The following is a 19,142-nucleotide window of genomic DNA, read 5'->3' on the forward strand; positions in this document are numbered from 1 at the left end:
TCAGCAGTCCTGCAGCACGGACGCGGAGACCCGCGCCACGACCCGGCTGCCCTGGAGGAACGACAGCCGCAGCTCCACCACCGGTCGGCCCGCCGCGTCCCGGCACACCCGTCCGTCCGTGCGGCGCACTCCCTCTCGCACCGTGCAGTGCAGCGGCAGACCGGGCTCCGCGAGGCTGCGGAACGAGGCCTGCCATCGGGACAGTACGGCGTGCGAGGGGACGAAGCCGCGCAGCTCCGCGGCGGCGAGGAGCCCCACCTGGCGGGACACCTCCCGGAACAGCATCGGCGGCACGTCGTCCGGTGCGTCGGCCTCGAACCGCAGCTCGGCGGCCGCCCTGGCGTCGATGGAGAAGGCCAGTTCGTCATGGCCGTCCGCTCCGGTGTGCTCGGGCAGCCCGACCAGGACGTTACGGCTGTCCCGGTGCCCCACCTGTTCGGGCAGCGGCACGCCCGGAAATGCCGGATCACCGTGCCCGGTCGCCATGGACTCCTCGCTCTGCCGTCGCCCGGCTTCGCGGTGGCTGTGGTAGACGCCCTGGGCGAGGAAGACCAGCCGGGCCGAGGCGGTGCCACAGCGCTCGCCGTCGATGGAGACGGCGGCCTCGCACTCCAGGCCGCGCGGCACGCCGCCCACGATGTCGAGGGGTGTCATGCCGATCTTCAGAGCGATCCCGGCCCGCATGTCGCCGCGGCGCCAAGCGTCCAGACGGGTGATCTCGGCGCTGCCGGCGGCCACCACGGGGTGCCGGCTCGCCGGCACTCTGAAGTACCGGCGTGCCGCGAAGAGCATGGTCTGGCGCAGTGACTCCAGAGGGAACAGAAGATCGTGGTACCGCGACACGGAGCCGCCGAACAGCGGGTGTTCCTCCGGTAGTTCTGCGGAGAAGGCGAAATTCTGCCGTATCGGCTCGGTCGCCTTGAGCAGAAAGGCCTCGGGGCTGGCCGGCCTGTGGACCAGATGGTGCGCGCCGAGGAAGGATGGGGAGGGGGAGGGTGCGGTAAAGGTGTCCATGGGGTGGGGGATTCCTTTGCTGCGGTGTCTGGCGGCCCCCGCAGAAGCGGTTGCGGGGTACGTGCGTTTGACGGGGTGCACGTTGCCCGACTCCGCTGAAGAACCGGGGAAGTCGCACTGAAGTGCGAGGGCCGGCGCCACCCGCACCCTGGACGCTCAGCCCGCTCTGACCGGTTCCCCCTCGACGATCGGGTGGTCCTGGGTCAGTGGTTCCGCCCCGCTCGCACCGCCGGGGGCTCCGGTCGCGGCGAAGACCTCTCGTTCGGCGGTGAGATAGCCGGACCACTCGTCGGGCAGGGCGTCCTCGTAGAAGATCGCCTCGACCGGGCACGCGGGTTCGCAGGCGCCGCAGTCCACGCATTCGTCGGGGTTGATGTACATCTTGCGCGGGCCTTCGTAGATGCAGTCGACGGGACACTCGTCGACGCAGGCCTTGTCCCTGAGATCCACGCAGGGCTGGGCGATGACGTACGTCATGTGGTCTCCACGGTCCAGGTGTCGTTGCCGGTCAGGAGGGTGGCGAGGTCGCCTTTTCCGTGCTGCTCGACGGCGGTTTCGAGCTGGTCGGACATCCGGGCGTCGTAGACCGGCAAGGCGACGGACCGGAAGACGCCGATGGGCGTGCGGTGCAGGGTGTCGGGGTCGGCGAGGCGGGACAGGGCGAACGCCGTGGTGGGGTTGGGGCGGTGGGCGTCATGGACGAGGATCTGTGCCTCGTTCTCCGGTGTGACCGTGACCGCTTTGAGGTCGCCGGTCGACGAGTCCCGTACGACGCCCTGGGAACGGTCGGCGCCGAAGCGGATCTGCCGGCCGTGCTCAAGGCGGACGACGGCTTCCTCGGCCCGCCGGCGGTCCTTGAGGACCTCGAAGGCGCCGTCGTTGAAGATGTTGCAGTTCTGGTAGATCTCTACCAGGGCGGTACCTGGGTGGGCGGCGGCCTGTCGCAGCACGTCGGTGAGGTGTTTGCGGTCGGAGTCGATGGTGCGTGCCACGAAGGAGGCTTCCGCGCCCAGGGTGAGGGAGACCGGGTTGAAGGGGGCGTCGAGGGAGCCCATGGGTGTCGACTTGGTGATTTTGCCGACCTCGCTCGTCGGCGAGTACTGGCCCTTGGTGAGGCCGTAGATGCGGTTGTTGAAGAGGAGGATCTTGAGGTTGACGTTGCGGCGCAGGGCGTGGATGAGGTGGTTGCCGCCGATGGAGAGGGCGTCGCCGTCGCCGGTGACGACCCAGACGGACAGGTCGCGGCGTGAGGTGGCCAGGCCGGTGGCGATGGCGGGGGCGCGGCCGTGGATGGAGTGCATCCCGTAGGTGTTCATGTAGTACGGGAAGCGGGAGGAGCAGCCGATGCCCGAGACGAAGACGATGTTCTCCTTCGCCAGGCCGAGTTCGGGCATGAAGCCCTGTACGGCGGCGAGGACCGCGTAGTCGCCGCAGCCGGGGCACCAGCGCACTTCCTGGTCGGACTTGAAGTCGCGCACCGAGAGCGGAACTTCCGCCTTCGGTACCAGCGGCAGTGCCTCAACGGGCATGGACGGCCTCCTTGAGAACGGCGGCGAGCTGCTCGACCTTGAACGGCGTTCCGTCGACCTGGTTGTACGAGACCACGTCGACCAGGTACTTGGCGCGGATGAGGGCGGCGAGCTGCCCGAGGTTCATCTCGGGGACGATCACCTTGCCGTAACGCCCGAGAACCTCGCCGAGATTGGCGGGGAACGGGTTGAGATGGCGCAGGTGGGCCTGTGCGACCGTGTCGTGCGCCGCGCGCAGTCTGCGGACCGCGGCGGTGACGGTTCCGTAGGTGGATCCCCAGCCCAGGACGAGGGTGCTGGCGTGGTGGGGGTCGTCGACGGTGAGGTCGGGGACGGTGATGTGGTCGATCTTGGCCTGGCGGGTGCGGACCATGAGGTCGTGGTTGGCCGGGTCGTACGAGATGTTCCCGGAGCCGTTGTGTTTCTCGATGCCGCCGATGCGGTGTTCCAGGCCGGGGGTGCCGGGTACGGCCCACGGGCGGGCCAGGGTCAGCGGGTCGCGTTTGTAGGGCCAGAACGTTTCGGTGCCGTCGTCCAGGGTGTGGTTCGGGCTGGTGGCGAACTCCGTGCGCAGGACGGGCAGTTCGTCGAGGGTGGGGATGCGCCAGGGCTCGGAGCCGTTGGCGAGGTAGCCGTCGGAGAGCAGGAAGACCGGTGTGCGGTAGGTCAGCGCGATCCGGGCGGCCTCGATGGCGGCGTTGAAGCAGTCGGCGGGCGTCCGCGCGGCGATGACGGGTACCGGGGCTTCGCCGTTGCGGCCGTACATGGCCTGGAGCAGATCTGCCTGTTCGGTCTTGGTGGGCAGGCCGGTGGAGGGCCCGCCGCGCTGGACGTTCACGACCAGCAGCGGCAGTTCCAGTGAGACCGCCAGGCCGATGGTCTCGGACTTCAGTGCCACGCCGGGGCCGGAGGTGGTGGTCACGGCGAGGGCACCGCCGAACGCCGCGCCCAGCGCGGCGCCGATGCCGGCGATCTCGTCCTCGGCCTGGAAGGTCCGCACGCCGAAGTTCTTGTGCTTGCTGAGTTCGTGGAGGATGTCGGAGGCCGGAGTGATCGGATACGACCCGAGATAGAGCGGCAGGTCCGCCTGCCGGGACGCGGCGATCAGCCCGTAGGACAGCGCCAGGTTCCCGGAGACGTTGCGGTACGTGCCTGAGGGGAACGCCTTGGCGGCGGGCGCGACCTCGTAGGAGACCGCGAAGTCCTCGGTGGTCTCGCCGAAGTTCCAGCCGGCCCGGAACGCGGCGACGTTGGCCTCGGCGATGTGCGGCTTCTTGCCGAACTTCCGTCGCAGGAAGGCCTCGGTGCCCTCGGTCGGCCGGTGGTACATCCACGACAGCAGCCCCAGCGCGAACATGTTCTTGCTGCGCTCGGCCTCCTTGCGGGTCAGACCGAAGTCCTTCAGCGCCTCCACCGTCAGTGTCGTCAGCGGCACCGGATGCACCGCGTAGGCATCCAGCGAGCTGTCCTCCAGCGGTGAGGTGGCCCAGCCGGCCTTCGTCAGCGCGCGCCGGGTGAACTCGTCGGTGTCGACGATGATCTCCGCGCCGCGCGGCACATCGGCCAGGTTCGCCTTCAGCGCGGCCGGGTTCATCGCCACCAGCACGTCGGGGGCGTCGCCGGGGGTGAGGATGTCGTGGTCGGCGAAGTGCAACTGGAAGGAGGACACACCCGGCAGGGTTCCCGCGGGCGCCCGGATCTCGGCGGGGAAGTTCGGCAGGGTCGACAGATCATTGCCGAAGGACGCCGTTTCCGAGGTGAAACGGTCACCCGTGAGCTGTATACCGTCACCGGAGTCACCCGCGAACCGGATGATCACCCGGTCCAGGCGACGGACCCCGTGGGCCGGACGAGTCGTTCCGCCCGTGTCCCCGGGGGCGCTCGTGCCACTCGTATGAGTCGTGTCAACGGCCACCGGCCGCTCCTTCCCGTCGACGCAGCTGGCTGCCTGCCGCCGCACGGTATTGAGCGACCCTTGTGACCGGCCAAAGTCTGCTGACCGCGACCGGCGGATGCCGTCACGGCAGCCAGTGCGCGTCCCTGGCGATACGGATCGCGTCGATCCGGTTACGTGCGTTGAGCTTGGTGACGATCGTGGTCAGATAGTTGCGCACCGTCCCCGCCGACAACCGCAGCATGGAGGCGATCTCCCGCGCCTCCGCGCCTTCCGCCGCGAGCCGCAGTACCTGGACCTCCCGGTCGGTGAGAGGGCTCTCGAACTCTCCCCAGGCAGCCAGCGCCAGTTCCGGGTCGATGGCTCGGTGCCCTGCGGCCACCCGCCTTACGGCGGAGGCGAGTTCGGCGGACGGGGCGTCCTTGAGGAGATAGCCGGAGACCCGGGCCTCAAGAGCCCGGCGCAGGGTGCCGGGCCTGCCGAGGCTGGTGAGGATGAGGGTGCGGCACTGGGGGAGACGTTCGCGCAGCTGAGTCGCGGCCGAAAGACCGTCGACACCGGGCAGATCGATGTCGATGATGGCGACCTCGGGCCGGTGCCTGAGTGCCATGTCGACGATCTCGTCCCCGCGTTCGACCTCGCAGACCACTTCGAGATCGTCCTGGAGATTCAGCAGAGCGACCAGGGCGCCGCGTACCATGTTCATGTCCTCGGCGATCAGTATCCGTATCACTGAGCTCCCGTCTGCGGTCCGTGAGGGGCCGAATCATGGCGAGGTGTCGTGGTCCGTACCGTTGCTGCAGGGTGCGCGGTCATGCGGCTGATCCATTGGGCGGGAACCTGATCTCTCCTGGTTCCGCGGACAGTTTGCCTGGTGTTTGCGATGTCTTTCTCGCGGGTGCTTCGGCGAGGAGGCGGAATGTGCCGTCTTTTCCGGGGCCTGATTCGAGGCGTCCGCCTATGGCGGTCATGCGCGCGTGGAGGTTGTCGAGTCCGTTGCCGCTGTGGGGCGCGAGGTTGCGGTAGGCGGGGTCGACCCCGTCGTTCTCGACCACGAGGCGGACCAGACCGTCCTGTTGGACGGCTTTGATACCGCAGTGTGTGGCGTTGCTGTGTCGCAGGAGGTTGGTGACGGCTTCGCGCAGCGTGGTGGCGAGTGCGGTCTCGACGTGGGGGGAGAGCGTGCCGTGTTCGACCTTTACCCGTACGTCGACGTCGGCGGCGTCGAGCATCGTCTGCGCGGCTCTGATCTCCTGCTGGAGTGACATGGTGCGGTAACCGCTGGCGGCTTTGCGGACGTCGGTGAGGGACTGGCCGGCGATGACCAGGACCTCGTTGATCTCCTGCACGGCGCGGTCGGGGTGGGTGGGGATGAGTTGGTGGACGAGTTCGCTTTTGAGGGTGATGGCGGAGAGGCTGAAGCCGAGGATGTCGTGGAGGTCGCGGGCGAAGCGGAGTCGTTCTCCGGTGACGGCTTGGCGGGCGAGTTCACCGCGGGTGGTGTGTAAGTGCGTGATCAGTTCCGTCAGCCGGGTGGCTCCGTAGAGGACGAGTCCCGCGAGGAGTGTGGTCTGGGAGAAGAGGATGCTCTCGATGAGAGGCCGGCCGTCGAGGAGTGGTGGGATGAGCATGCTGAGGCCCACGATGGCGTAGAGCGGCCAGGCCACGCGGGCCGGCAGGAGGAGCACGAGTGAGCCGGCCAGGTAGCCGGCCATGGTTTCCCAGTAGGCCTGGAACACGAGGATGGGGAGGTAGGTCAGGAGTGCCTGGAGGGTGAGGGTCAGGCATTTCCGGGACAGGGGGACCCGGTTGATGCCCGGTGTGGAGTGGAGGAGCTGCAGGGCGAGGATCATCAGGAGGAGGAGCAGGCTGGTTGCCTCGGCCGTCGGGGACATTCCGGCGCTCAGGATGCGGATGGCGGTGAGGAGCGCGTAGCCCAGCAGCGCGGTGATGAGGATGGTGCGTGCCGGCCGGGAGACGGGAAGGCCGCTGCCGGGTGTGGGCGGGGCCACTGCCTCGGGTGTGCGGGCCCTCGACTCGTCCGCACTGCCGGAACGGTCGTGACTGTCCATCATCTGCGCCGTCTCCCCGCAACCATGTGCGTCATCCTGCGGGGATGATAAGTCAATGCGGTGAAGACTCTGCAGCGATCAGGGTCTCGTGGGCACAAATTTGCGGAACCGGGACGCGGTGGTCGGGGATACGGGCGCCCCGAAAGCGTTTGCGGTCGCGCCGGATCCGATCCGGCCGATGGAGCCCGGGGCGGCACCCGGGGAGCCGGTCACCCCGCGCCGCGAAAGCGGAACGCCGGGCGAGGACGAAGACCCGGCCATCATACCGGCCGCCGACGGGAGGCCACTTCCTCCCCGCGCTGCACAAGCGGCTCTTTAGAGCACCCTCGCAGGATTCGAGCGAACAGCACGCGTCGGCGTCGGGCCGGCAGTCTCGGAGAGGTCAGCGATGCGCGTTCTTTTCACCATCTTTCCGACATCGGCACATCTCTATCCAGTCATCCCGCTGGCATGGGCGCTGCAGAGCGCCGGTCACGAGGTCGTGGTGGCGAGCCCCGAGGGTGTGGTCGACCCGAAGGTGATCGCGAACATCACCTCGGCCGGCCTCACCGCCGTGTCGCTGGGCGGCAAGGAGGAACTCACCGCTTCACTGGCGCCCCTTGTCGCCGGGGCGGGCCCCAACCGGCCCGTCCTGGCGCTCGACCCCGCCGACGAGAACGCCTGGCGTCAGGCCAGGGGCGTCCTCGCGGGCATGTTCAACGCGTACTACCCGCCGGAGCCGGTGAGCGGCGGGCCTCGGCCGATCTTGGACAAGCTGGTGAAATTCGCCCAGGACTGGCGTCCTGACCTGGTGCTGTGGGACCCGCTGGCACCGACCGGGGCGGTGGCCGCGCGCGCCTGCGGTGCTGCCCACGCGCGTCTTCTGTTCGGCATGGACAACATCGGTCTGATCCGTTCCAAGACGCGGCAGGAGCTGGCCGATCCGTCCTCGGGCCTGATCGAGGACCCGTGGATGTCGTGGCTGGGCCCGGTGCTGGAGCGCTACGGCCTCGACTTCACCGAGGAGACGCTGATCGGTCAGTGGACCCTGGACCTGACCCAGTCCCGGATGCGCAACCCGTTGGACCTGCTGTACGTCCCGGTCCGCCGGGTCCCGTACAACGGGGCCGCCACGCTCCCCCAGTGGCTGCACTCCCAGCCCGAGCGGCCCCGCGCGGTGCTCACCCTGGGTGTGAGCCGCCGGCTGCTCGCCGGTCGGCACAGCGGCTTCCCGATGCGGGAGTTCTTCGACTCCGTGTCGGGCCTGGACCTCGAACTGGTCGCGACGCTGAACAGCGAGCAGCTCACCGCCGTGGGCACGCTCCCGGACAACGTCCGCGCCATCGAGTACGTACCGCTCAACCAGGTGCTGCCCACCAGCTCGGCGATCATCCATCACGGTGGCGGCGGGACGTTCGCCGCCGCCGTCGCGTTCAAGGTGCCGCAGCTCGTCGTGCCGCTCCCGATGTGGGACGAGATGGTCACGGCGCGATACGTCGTCCGCCGGGGCGCGGGACTGGTCGCCGACCCGGCGACGACCGACGTCGACAGCATGCAGAAGGACCTCGTCCGGCTGCTTGAGGAGCCGTCCTTCCAGCTCGGGGCCCGCGGTCTGTACGAGGACATGCTGGCCGCCCCGGCGCCCAAGGACGTCGTCCCGGTCCTGGAGAGGCTGACCGCGGAGCATCGCGGCTGAGCGGCCGGCGTCCGCCGTCGCACGGCTCCCGTGCCGCACCACTGCGGGCCGCGGCCCTCCCGGGGCGGGCGCCCGGACCCGCCGGGCCTCCACCTGCACAGCATGAGTCGAGTTCAGGACGAAAGGGCGAGCGAGCCGTGCGCATCGAGGAAACCACCATCCCCGGCACGTTTCTGATCGAGCCGGACCACATATCCGACGACCGGGGTGTGTTCTACGAGTCGATGCGGTCCGACGAACTGGAGCGGTCCGCGGGGATCGCCTTCCAGCCCCGTCAGATCAACTACTCGGTCTCCAGGCGCCACACCCTGCGTGGCATCCACAGCGTGAGCATCCCTCCGGGGCAGGCCAAGTTCGTCACCTGCGTCCGGGGCGTGCTGCGCGACATCGTCGTCGACCTGCGGGTCGGTTCGCCCACCTTCGGCAGGCACCAGGTGAACGAACTGGACGCCGCCACAGGCCGGTCCGTGTACATCCCGGAGGGCGTCGGCCACGGATTCCTGGCGCTCACCGACGACAGCTGCATCTGTTACGTCGTCTCCAGCACCTACGTCCCCGGAACACAGATCGACATCAACCCGCTCGACCCCGACCTGGACCTGCCCTGGGACTGCGCCGGGACACCGCTGATCTCGGCCAAGGACGCGAAGGCGCCCACGCTGGCCGAGGTCCTGGCGGCAGGCATGCTGTCCGATTCCGACACCGCCTGACGCGGCGACACCCCTGCCCTGCAGGCCGTCGGCGCACCGGGACGACGAGTGCACGGCCGAGCGGCCGCGAACCTCGCACCAGACCGAAGAGGCATCAACACATGAATCGAGAGGACCTGCCATGAAGGCTCTGGTGTTGGCCGGCGGATCGGGCACCCGCCTACGGCCCTTCAGCTACTCGATGCCCAAACAGCTCATCCCCATCGCGAACACGCCGGTCCTGGAACACGTCCTGAGGAACATCCTGGACGTGGGCGTGACCGAGATCGGGGTCATCGTCGGCGACCGCGCTCCCGAGATCCACCAGGCGCTCGGCGACGGATCGCGGTTCGGGGCACGGCTGACCTACATCCCGCAGGAGGCTCCGCTCGGCCTCGCCCACACCGTCGCCATCGCCCGGGACTTCCTCGGTGACGACGACTTCGTGATGTACCTCGGCGACAACATGCTGCTCGAGGGAATCGCCGGCATCGCCGAGGAGTTCGCCGCGCACCGCCCTGCCGCCCATGTCGTGGTGTACAAGGTTCCGGATCCGCGGGCCTTCGGCGTGGCCGAACTGGGCCCCGGCGGCGAGGTGCTGCGGCTGGTGGAGAAGCCGCAGCAGCCGCGCAGCGACCTGGCCCTGATCGGCGTGTACTTCTTCACCGCCGCCATCCACGAGGCGGTCCAGGCCATTGAGCCCAGCGCCCGCGGCGAACTGGAGATCACCGACGCGATCCAGTGGCTGGTGTCGGCGGGAGCGGATGTGCGGGCCGGCCAGTACGAGGGCTACTGGAAGGACACCGGGAACGTCGAGGACGTTCTGGAGTGCAACCAGCGCGTCCTGGAGAGCCTGCGGCCCTCCGTGGCCGGTGAGGTCGACGACGCCAGCGTGCTCGCGGGACCGGTCGTCGTGGAAGAAGGGGCGCGCATCGTGCGCTCCCGCATCGAGGGGCCGGCGATCATCGGTGCCGGCACGGTCGTGGAGGACAGCCACATCGGCCCGCACACGTCCATCGGACGCGGCTGCGCGGTCACCGGAAGCCGGCTGGAGTACTCCATAGCCCTGGACGGAGCGTCGGTCGCCGGCGTCCAGGGCCTGCGCAGTTCCGTCATCGGCCGCTCCGCCTCCGTCGGCATCACCGGACAGAGCACGGACCGTTACCGCCTGGTCGTCGGAGACCACACCCGAGTGGAAGTCGCGGCATGAGGATCCTCATCACCGGAGCGGCCGGTTTCATCGGGTCCAACTTCGTCCGCAACCTCCTCGCGGACACCTACGCGGGGTGGGAGGGCGCCGGGGTCACCGCCCTGGACAAGCTGACCTATGCGGGCAACCGCGACAACCTGCCGGCCTCGCACCCGCGCCTGGAGTTCGTCCGGGGCGACATCTGCGACCGGGGCCTGCTGCGCGAACTGCTGCCCGGACACGACGCCGTGGTGCACTTCGCCGCGGAGTCCCACGTGGACCGCTCACTGCAGGGCGCGGGGGAGTTCTTCCGCACCAACGTCCTGGGCACCCAGACGCTGTTCGACGCCGTGCTGGACAGCGGTGTCGAGCGGGTCGTGCACGTCTCCACCGACGAGGTGTACGGCTCCATCGGGGCGGGCTCCTGGACCGAGGACCGGCCGCTGCTGCCCAACACCCCCTACGCGGCGTCCAAGGCCTGTTCCGACCTGGTCGCCCGCACCTATTGGCGCACCCACGGAGTGAACCTCTCCATCACGCGCTGCTCCAACAACTACGGGCCGTACCAGCACCCCGAGAAGCTCGTCCCGCTGTTCGTCACCAACCTGTTGGAAGGACGGCAGGTGCCGCTGTACGGCGACGGACGCAACATCCGCGAATGGCTGCATGTGGACGACCACTGCCGCGGCATCCACCTCGTGCTCGAAGGCGGCCGGGCCGGTGAGATCTACAACATCGGCGGCGGCAACGAGCGGACCAACCGCGCCATCACCGAGCGGCTGCTCGAACTGACCGGTTCGGGACCGGAGATGATCCGGCACGTCGCCGACCGCAAGGCACACGACCTGCGGTACTCCATCGACGAGTCCAAGATCCGGGAAGAGCTGGGCTATGCGCCGTTGACCGGATTCGAGGAGGGCCTGGCCGCCACAGTGGCCTGGTACCGCGACAACCCCGACTGGTGGAAGTCCGTCAAGTACGGGGCCGAACATGCGGACGGCTGAGCGCGGCGGAGCGGCCGGGCTCCGCGTCGTGGTGCTCGGCGGCACCGGCTATCTGGGCCGCCGTATCGGCGAGGCGTTCCGCGCCGACGGCGCCCAGGTGCACCTGGTGTCGCGGGGCCCGGCCAAGGACGCGTGCCACGTCCGCATGGACCTGCTGACGGCCGACGCCGCGGAACTCGCTGAGTTCTTCCGCCAGTTGCGGCCCGACGTGGTGGTCAACGCCGCCGGCCGTGTCTGGCAGGGCGACGAGGCCGAGATGACCGCGGGCAACGCCGACCTGGTTGTCCGCCTCACCCGTGCACTCGCCGGACTGCCCCACCCGCCGCGGCTGATCCAGCTGGGCACCATCCACGAGTACGGCGCCGGTACGCCGAGCGCCGGCACCCGCGAGGAGCAGGAGCCCGCGCCCGTCACGCCGTACGGACGTACCAAACTCCTCGGCACACGGACCGTCCTGAAGGCCGCGGCGGACGACGGACTGGACGCCGTGGTCCTCCGCGTCGCCAACGTGATCGGTGCCGGGGTGCCGGCCGGCAGCCTGTTCGGCCGGGTCGCCGCGCACCTCGGCGAGGCCGCCCGACTCCAGTCCCCGGGCGAGAAGCCGGATGAGCTGAGGCTCCCGCCGCTGCGCGCCCATCGCGACCTCGTGGACGTGTACGACGCCGTCGACGCCGTACGGGCCGCCGCCACCGCGCCCAGGGCGGACGTGAGCGGCCAGGTGATCAATGTCGGCCGCGGCGAGGCCGTCCCGATGCACGCGCTGATCGACCGCATGGTCGAGCTCAGCGGCGTGGACCTCCCGGTCGTCGAGGCCGCCGCCACCCCGTCCCCGCGCACCGACGTGGCGTGGCAGCAACTCGACGTCTCACGGGCGCTGCGGCTCCTGGGATGGCAGCCGCGCCGCACCCTCGACGACTCGCTGCGCGATCTGCTCGCGGCCGCGGTGCCGGCACCAGTCAACGGAAGGACATGACGATGAGCGACCCCGCAGGCAACGGCGACCACGGCGACCCCAAGGAACGGGTGCTGGACGAGGTTCGCAAATACCACCAGGAGACCGCACCCGACCGGGAGTTCGTGCCCGGTGTGACCGAGATCTGGCCGTCCGGCGCGGTCCTGGACGAGGCGGACCGGGTCGCCCTCGTGGAGGCCGCGCTGACCATGCGCATCGCCGCCGGACCCAGCTCCAAGAAGTTCGAGTCCGCTTTCGCCAAGCGCCTGAAGCGCCGCAAGGCCCATCTGACCAACTCGGGTTCATCGGCGAACCTGCTGGCCGTCTCGGCCCTCACCCAGCCCGAACTCGGTGACCGGGCGCTGAAGCCGGGCGACGAGGTGATCACCGTCGCGGCGGGCTTTCCCACCACCGTCAACCCGATCCTGCAGAACGGGCTCGTCCCGGTCTTCGTCGACGTCGAACTCGCCACGTACAACACCACGGCGGAGCGGGTGGCGCGGGCGATCGGGCCCAGGACGCGGGCGATCATCATCGCCCACGCGCTCGGCAACCCCTTCGAGGTCGCCGAGGTGGCCCAGCTCGCCAAGGAGCACGACCTCTACCTCATCGAGGACAACTGCGACGCGGTCGGCTCGACCTACGACGGCCAGATCACCGGCACGTTCGGCCACATGACCACGGTCAGCTTCTATCCCGCGCACCACCTCACCATGGGCGAGGGCGGCTGCCTGCTCACCTCGGACCTGGGCCTGGCCCGCATCGTGGAGTCGCTGCGCGACTGGGGCCGGGACTGCTGGTGCGAACCCGGCAAGAACAACACCTGCTTCAAGCGGTTCGAGTACCAGCTGGGCGACCTGCCCGCCGGATACGACCACAAGTACATCTTCTCCCACGTCGGTTACAACCTGAAGGGAACCGACATCCAGGCCGCGCTGGGCCTCGCGCAGCTCGCCAAGCTCGACGGTTTCATCGAGGCGCGGCGGCGCAACTGGCGCCGACTGCGCGAGGGGCTCGACGGAGTACCGGGCCTGCTGCTGCCGGAGCCGACCCCGAAGTCCGATCCGAGCTGGTTCGGTTTCGTCATCACGGTCGACCCCGAAGCCCGCTTCTCCCGTGCCGAACTGGTCTCCCACCTGGAGGAGCACAAGATCGGCACCCGGCGGCTGTTCGCCGGCAACCTCACCCGGCAGCCCGCCTACATCGGCAAGCCCCACCGCGTCGTCGGCGACCTCACCAACAGCGACGTCATCACCGAGCACACCTTCTGGATCGGCGTCTACCCGGGTCTCACCGACGAAATGCTCGACTACATGACCGCCACGATCAAGGAGTTCGTGGCCCAGCGCGGCTGAGCGCGCCGGGCCACCTCCCAGGGGGAGATCGGGACGACGATGGACATAGTGGGAACCGGATTCCTGGCGCGCAGCCTGCGTCCGCTGGCCGGACGACATCCGGGCATCGTGGCCCTCGCCGCGGGGGAGTCCAGGACGAGCGGCGCCTCCGACGTGGACTACGCGCGAGAGGCCGCACTGCTGCGCGACGTCGCGAAGCAGTGCGCGGCCGACGGGCAGCGGCTGCTGTTCTTCTCGACGGCCGCGACCGGACTGTACGGCCTCGCCGAGGGACCCGGCAGGGAGGACACCCCGGTGACTCCCGCCAGCCCCTACGGCGCACACAAACTTGCGCTGGAGGAGCAACTGCGCGACTCCGGGGTCGACTACCTCATCCTCCGCCTCGCGCACCTGGTGGGCCCGCACGGGCGGCACCACCAGCTCATTCCCACCCTCGTGCGGCAGGTCCGCGCAGGGGAGGTGGCCCTGCACCGGGGCGCGGCCCGTGACCTGATCGGCGTCCGCGACATGCTGACGATCACCGACCGGCTGCTCGCCGCCGGTGTGCGGGCCGACACGGTCAACGTCGCCTCCGGATTCGCCGCCCCGGTGGAGGACATCGTCGACCATCTCGCCCACGCGCTGCGGCTCGTGCCGCGCAAGAAGTACGTGGACACGGGTGTCGGGTACGCCATCTCCACCGAGAAGTTGCACGCCCTGGTCCCGCACGTGGCGGACCTGGGCTTCGACTCCGACTACTACCGCCGGGTCCTGAACGACTTCATCGCGGCCGGTGGCCATGCCTGACCCGGCCGCACTCTCAACCCCAGAAAGACAGGGAGTCTCTCCGATGCTGTCCCACACCCTCCAGACGCGTGAGAACACGAGCCTGCCGGACCGCATCGCGCTGTCGGCGGCCACCACCCAAGGAGCGCACCTGCGCACCGAGCAGTTCGCCGGCTGGCTGGCCGAACGGGGCAGGGCCAACACCTTCCGGGTGGAGCGGATCCCGTTCGCGGAGCTGGACGGCTGGTCGTTCCAGGAGTTGACCGGGAACCTGGTTCACCGCAGCGGCCGGTTCTTCACCGTCGAGGGCCTGCACGTCACGGAGGAGGGGCAACCGCACGGCGACGGTCCCCACGCCGACTGGTACCAGCCCATCATCAAACAGCCCGAGGTGGGCATCCTGGGGATCCTCGTCAAGGAGGTAGACGGGGTGCTGCACTTCCTGATGCAGGCCAAGATGGAGCCGGGCAACCCCAACCTGCTCCAGCTCTCACCCACGGTCCAGGCGACCCGCAGCAACTATACCAAGGCCCACAAGGGCGCGGACGTCAAGTACCTCGAGTACTTCGTCGGGCCCGACCGCGGCCGGATCGTCGCCGACGTGCTCCAGTCCGAGCACGGCTCGTGGTTCTACCACAAGTCCAACCGCAACATGGTCGTGGAGGCGGTGGGCGACGTACCGCTCCTCGAAGACTTCTGCTGGCTCACCCTCGGCCAGATCGCCGACCTGATGCGCCGGGACAACGTGGTCAACATGGACTCCCGCACGGTGCTGTCCTGCCTGCCGTTCGGTGACGCCTGGGACGGCGGCGCGCTGCTCTCCGACACCGAACTGTTCTCGTGGATCACCGGCGAGCGCACCCGGCACAGCGTGCGCGCCGAGCGCGTCCCGCTGGACAGCCTGCCCGGCTGGAAGCGCCGTGAGAGCACGATCGAGCACGAGGTGGGTCGCTACTTCAACGTCGTGGCCGTGTCCGTGCAGGCGGGTAACCGTGAGGTGACGGGCTGGACCCAGCCCCTGTTCGAGCCGGTCGCCCCGGGGGTCACGGCTTTCCTCACCCGGGAGTTCGGCGGTGTCCCGCACGTCCTGGTCAACGCCCGGGTCGAGGCCGGCTTCCTCGACACCGTCGAACTGGGGCCGACCGTGCAGTGCTCGCCGGACAACTACGCCCACCTGCCCGAGAACGAGCGCCCCCTGTTCGTGGACACGGTGCTGCGCGCCGGCCCGGACCGCATCCGCTACGAGGCCGTGCACTCCGAGGAGGGCGGCCGCTTCCTCAACGCGGTGAGCCGCTACCTCGTCGTCGAGGCGGACGAGGCCGACGCTCCGCTGGACCCGCCGCCCGGCTACGCCTGGGTCACCCTCGCGCAGCTCACCACGCTGGTCCGGCACGGTCACTACCTCAACGTCCAGGCCCGCACCATGCTCGCCTGCCTCAACGCGACCGCGGTGAGGGCCCGATGACCGTCCCCCTGCGGGTCGGGGTGATCGGATGCGCGGGCATCGCGGTGCGCCGCATGCTCCCCGCCTTCGCCGCTGACCCCGGCATCGAGATCGCGGCTGTGGCCAGCCGCGACCCCGCCAAGGCACGGCAGGTCGCCGAGCGCTTCGGCTGCCGGCCCGTCCACGGATACGACGCGCTCCTCGAACGGGACGACGTCCAGGCCGTGTACGTGCCGCTGCCCGCCGCACTGCACGCCGAGTGGACCGAAGCGGCACTGAAGACCGGCCGGCACGTCCTCGCCGAGAAGCCCCTGTCCACGGACCGGCGCCGCACCGCGGAACTGCTCGAACTCGCCGGCGCCCAGGGCCTGGTGCTCATGGAGAACGTCATGTTCGTCCATCACCACCGGCACAGGGCTGTGCGGCGCCTGGTCGCCGACGGCGCCATAGGTGAACTGCGGTCGTTCCGAGCGGCGTTCACCATCCCCCCGCTGCCGGACGGTGACATCAGATACGACCCCGAACTCGGCGGCGGGGCACTGGCGGACGTCGGGGTCTACCCCCTCCGGGCCGCACTGCACTTCCTCGGCCTCGAACTCGACGTCGTCGGCGCCCGCTTCGTCCGGGGCGCAGGACGGCGGGTCGAGACCTCCGGCGCCGCACTGCTGAGCACTCCCGGCGCCGTCACGGCCCAGATCACCTTCGGCATGGACGACGCCTACCGCTCGGCGTACGAACTGTGGGGCAGCGAGGGCAGCATCACCGTCGACCGGGCGTTCACTCCGCCCGCCGACCACGTCCCCGTGATCGGCCTGCACCGCGGCGGGAAGACCGAGGAGATCCGGCTCGAACCGCATGATCAGGTGGCGGCCACCGTCGCGGCCTTCGCCGCCGCGGTGCGCACCGGACCCCTCCCGGACCCCCGCGCCACCCTGCGGCAGGCGGAACTCCTCGACGACACACGCCGGTCCGCCCCGCGCGGAGAACCCGTCAGAACTGTATGAGCGGCCGCTGCCCGGGCCTTTGGGCGACGACCGGCCGAAGGACACCGGCAGGACATGGAAGGAGATATTCGTGCAACGCCACATCGCTTTCTTCAACTTTCCGGCCGTGGGCCATGTCAATCCCACGGTCGGCGTGGTCGAGGAACTGGTGAAACGGGGACATCGCGTCACCTGCACCGTGACGGACCATTTCGCCCCCGTAGTGAAGGCCGCCGGTGCCGAACCGGTCAGGTACGACTCGGTCTTCGGCGGCTTCTACCGCGTCCCCCTGACCGCCGAGGAGAACGCGGGCGAGGGACTGCGGTGCCTGAACGAGGGCCTCTCCCTCGTGGAACAGGTCGCACCGTTCTACGAGGAGAACCGGCCGGATGTGATCGTCCATGACTTCATGGCGTGGGGCGCGCGTTTCTTCGCCGCCAAGAACGACGTCCCGCTGATCCGGACCTATCCGGTGTTCGGGGCGAACGAACACTTCTCGATCCGGGAGAAGTTCCCGGTGGCGGCGCTGAACGACCCGCGGATGATCGACGCGGTGAAGAAGCTGGCGGGCGTGCTGCCCCAGTTCGGTCTGCCCGCCGACCCGATGGGCTTCCTCTCGAAGATCGAGGAGCTCGGCATCATCTTCCTCCCGCGTGACTTCCAGTACGCCGGTGAGACCTTCGACGAACGATTCGTCTTCACCGGTCCCTGCATCGCCGAACGCCCCTACCAGGGCACCTGGCGGCCGGCCTCGGCGGACCGGCCCGTGCTGCTGATCTCGCTCGGCACCTCGGCCAGGGGCTGGCCGGAGTTCTTCACGATGGCCATCGAGGCCTTCGGCGACTCCGAGTGGGAGGTCCTCATCACCGTCGGTGAGCACACCGACCCCGCCGGCCTCGGACCGCTGCCCGCGAACGTCGACGTACGACGGTACGCGCCGCAGCTCGACGTGCTCCGCCACGCCCGGCTGTTCATCAACCACGGCGGTATGAACAGCACCATGGAGTCGCTGCACAACGGCGTGCCCATGGTGGCCGTGCCGCAGACGAACGAGCAGCGGGCCAACGCCCTGCGGGTGGAAGAGCTGGGCCTGGGCCTCCTTCTGGCCAAGGAGGACGTCACGGTGCAGCGCCTGCGCGAGGTCGCGGACCAGGTCACGGGCGACGCGTCCGTGACCGACCGGGTGCGGGCCATGCGGGAGCGGATGCGGTCCGTCAACGGTCCGGCCGTCGCGGCCGACGCCGTCGAGGCGTACCTGGCCGAGCAGCGCTGAGCACTGCCGCCGCGACGCGGATCCATGTCGCGGGCCGGCCCGCACCGGTGCCGTACGGCTCTCGCTCACAGGCCGTACGACGCCGGACGGCCCCGGTCAAGTCCGGGGCCGTCCGAACGACATCGCACATCGCAGTCGACCGGGCCTCCGGCCTCGGTCAGCGCCGTCCCGACGGCGCCACCCACTGACTTGGGACGGTGACCCGACAGCCGTGGACCATCTGGAAGAGCTCAAGGAATTCGCCCGCCTGCACGCCCGGGGCCAGGGCATGACGGCCGAGCACGCCACGCGTGTCCTCGCCCGTATCACCAACGACACCACGGGGGACCCGGACTCCTGGGCCGCGGTGTGGACCGCCGAGGGCCGGGCTGCCGCCGACCACGGCGACCTCCTCGACGCGTGCCGGCACTACGCGCTCGCCCGTTTTCCGTACCACGCCGACGCCGATCGCCTGCGCGCCCAGCGGCTCTGCGTCGACACCTTCGACCAGTGGCGCCGTGACCAGGACGGTGTCGAGCGCCTGGAGTTCGACCACTCCGACGGCACCGTGGCCGCCTGGGCCGCCGGGCTCGACAGGTCCCGCCCGCTGCTGGTCGTCATGGGCGGCATCGTCAGCGTCAAGGAACAGTGGGCGCCGCTGCTGCCCCTGCTGCGCAGACTCGGCTTCGCCGCCGTCGTCACCGAACTGCCGGGCGTCGGCGAGAACACCGTCACCTACGGCCCCGACTCCTGGCGCACCCTCAGCTTCCTGCTCGACCAGCTCGCCGACCGTGCCCTGGTCTCCGACACCTCGATGCTCGCCCTCAGCTTCAGCGGCCACCTCGCCCTGCGCGCCGCCGCAGAGGACCCCCGCATCCGCCGCGTCCTCACCGTGGGTGCACCCGTCGCCGACTTCTTCACCGACGAGGCCTGGTGGCCCAGGGTGCCCGGCATCACGGCCGACACCCTGCGCCGTCTCACCGGCAGCGAGGACCTCACCGAACTCCGTCACCGGCTGGCGCGGTTCGCACTCACACCGGAGCAGCTTCGGGAGGTGCGGATACCCGTCCGGTACGTCGCCAGCAGCCGCGACGAGATCATCCCGGACACGGATCAGAAGCTGTTGCGCCGCACACTCGACGACGTCCGGTTCAAGACGTTCGACGACGTGCACGGTTCGCCCGCCCATCTCGGCGCGATGCGGCGCTGGCTCTTCTCCCAGTTGCTGCGGCTGCGCTTCGCGCGCCGCCGCGCCCGGCCGACACCCCGCACCCCACTCAGTGCGAGGCCCTCATGAGCGAGCCCAGGAATGTCGATGTCACGAC

Annotated in this window: 17 protein-coding genes; 11 read left to right on the forward strand and 6 right to left on the reverse strand. The window is 69.6% G+C overall.

Annotated elements, in window-relative coordinates; translation table 11 throughout:
* From OG507_RS34810 to OG507_RS34835, 6 genes are all read right to left on the reverse strand, one after another.
* Positions 1-1,014 carry an AfsA-related hotdog domain-containing protein gene (locus OG507_RS34810; protein ID WP_327371081.1) on the reverse strand — a complete coding sequence of 338 codons (1,014 nt, stop codon included), beginning with the start codon at positions 1,012-1,014 and terminating at the stop codon, positions 1-3.
* Between the two features lie 156 nt (positions 1,015-1,170).
* Positions 1,171-1,491, reverse strand: a complete 321-nt coding sequence (fdxA, locus tag OG507_RS34815; protein ID WP_327371082.1) for a ferredoxin — start codon at positions 1,489-1,491, stop codon at positions 1,171-1,173.
* Positions 1,488-2,543 carry a 2-oxoacid:ferredoxin oxidoreductase subunit beta gene (locus OG507_RS34820; protein ID WP_327371083.1) on the reverse strand — a complete coding sequence of 352 codons (1,056 nt, stop codon included), beginning with the start codon at positions 2,541-2,543 and terminating at the stop codon, positions 1,488-1,490. The genes fdxA and OG507_RS34820 overlap by 4 nt, the downstream gene beginning before the upstream one ends.
* The gene (locus tag OG507_RS34825; RefSeq protein ID WP_327372198.1) at positions 2,533-4,371 is read right to left on the reverse strand and encodes a 2-oxoacid:acceptor oxidoreductase subunit alpha; all 1,839 of its coding nucleotides are present in this window, start codon (positions 4,369-4,371) and stop codon (positions 2,533-2,535) included. The genes OG507_RS34820 and OG507_RS34825 overlap by 11 nt, the downstream gene beginning before the upstream one ends.
* A gap of 190 nt (positions 4,372-4,561) precedes the next feature.
* Positions 4,562-5,170: a response regulator transcription factor gene (locus OG507_RS34830; RefSeq protein ID WP_327371084.1), complete on the reverse strand. Its 609-nt coding sequence runs from the start codon at positions 5,168-5,170 to the stop codon at positions 4,562-4,564.
* A gap of 79 nt (positions 5,171-5,249) precedes the next feature.
* Positions 5,250-6,512 (reverse strand): sensor histidine kinase, encoded by a 1,263-nt coding sequence (locus tag OG507_RS34835; protein ID WP_327371085.1) that lies wholly within the window; start codon positions 6,510-6,512, stop codon positions 5,250-5,252.
* Positions 6,513-6,897: 385 nt separating this feature from the next.
* Between OG507_RS34835 and OG507_RS34840 the strand changes: the two genes are divergently transcribed.
* From OG507_RS34840 to OG507_RS34890, 11 genes are all read left to right on the forward strand, one after another.
* Positions 6,898-8,184, forward strand: coding sequence for an activator-dependent family glycosyltransferase (locus tag OG507_RS34840; protein WP_327371086.1), 1,287 nt, complete (start codon positions 6,898-6,900; stop codon positions 8,182-8,184).
* Between the two features lie 137 nt (positions 8,185-8,321).
* The gene (locus tag OG507_RS34845; protein WP_327371087.1) at positions 8,322-8,894 is read left to right on the forward strand and encodes a dTDP-4-dehydrorhamnose 3,5-epimerase family protein; all 573 of its coding nucleotides are present in this window, start codon (positions 8,322-8,324) and stop codon (positions 8,892-8,894) included.
* A 121-nt stretch (positions 8,895-9,015) separates the two neighbouring features.
* Complete coding sequence (locus OG507_RS34850; RefSeq protein WP_327371088.1) at positions 9,016-10,083, forward strand: glucose-1-phosphate thymidylyltransferase; 1,068 nt, start codon at positions 9,016-9,018, stop codon at positions 10,081-10,083.
* A complete protein-coding gene (gene rfbB, locus OG507_RS34855) occupies positions 10,080-11,066 on the forward strand; it encodes a dTDP-glucose 4,6-dehydratase (RefSeq protein WP_327371089.1) in 987 nt (328 codons plus the stop codon). The genes OG507_RS34850 and rfbB overlap by 4 nt, the downstream gene beginning before the upstream one ends.
* Positions 11,053-12,039, forward strand: coding sequence for an NAD-dependent epimerase/dehydratase family protein (locus tag OG507_RS34860; protein ID WP_327371090.1), 987 nt, complete (start codon positions 11,053-11,055; stop codon positions 12,037-12,039). The genes rfbB and OG507_RS34860 overlap by 14 nt, the downstream gene beginning before the upstream one ends.
* Before the next feature lie 2 nt (positions 12,040-12,041).
* Positions 12,042-13,373 carry a lipopolysaccharide biosynthesis protein RfbH gene (rfbH, locus tag OG507_RS34865; protein ID WP_327371091.1) on the forward strand — a complete coding sequence of 444 codons (1,332 nt, stop codon included), beginning with the start codon at positions 12,042-12,044 and terminating at the stop codon, positions 13,371-13,373.
* A 39-nt stretch (positions 13,374-13,412) separates the two neighbouring features.
* Positions 13,413-14,159 carry an NAD-dependent epimerase/dehydratase family protein gene (locus tag OG507_RS34870; RefSeq protein ID WP_327371092.1) on the forward strand — a complete coding sequence of 249 codons (747 nt, stop codon included), beginning with the start codon at positions 13,413-13,415 and terminating at the stop codon, positions 14,157-14,159.
* 43 nt (positions 14,160-14,202) lie between these two features.
* Positions 14,203-15,603: an NDP-hexose 2,3-dehydratase family protein gene (locus tag OG507_RS34875; RefSeq protein WP_327371093.1), complete on the forward strand. Its 1,401-nt coding sequence runs from the start codon at positions 14,203-14,205 to the stop codon at positions 15,601-15,603.
* Positions 15,600-16,586: a Gfo/Idh/MocA family protein gene (locus OG507_RS34880; protein WP_327371094.1), complete on the forward strand. Its 987-nt coding sequence runs from the start codon at positions 15,600-15,602 to the stop codon at positions 16,584-16,586. Before OG507_RS34875 ends, OG507_RS34880 begins: the two co-directional genes overlap by 4 nt.
* A gap of 70 nt (positions 16,587-16,656) precedes the next feature.
* Positions 16,657-17,838, forward strand: coding sequence for a macrolide family glycosyltransferase (locus tag OG507_RS34885; RefSeq protein WP_327371095.1), 1,182 nt, complete (start codon positions 16,657-16,659; stop codon positions 17,836-17,838).
* A 211-nt stretch (positions 17,839-18,049) separates the two neighbouring features.
* Positions 18,050-19,114, forward strand: coding sequence for an alpha/beta hydrolase (locus OG507_RS34890; protein ID WP_327371096.1), 1,065 nt, complete (start codon positions 18,050-18,052; stop codon positions 19,112-19,114).
* Positions 19,115-19,142 lie beyond the last annotated feature (28 nt).

The sequence above is a fragment of the Streptomyces sp. NBC_01217 genome (assembly GCF_035994185.1).
Classification (GTDB): domain Bacteria; phylum Actinomycetota; class Actinomycetes; order Streptomycetales; family Streptomycetaceae; genus Streptomyces.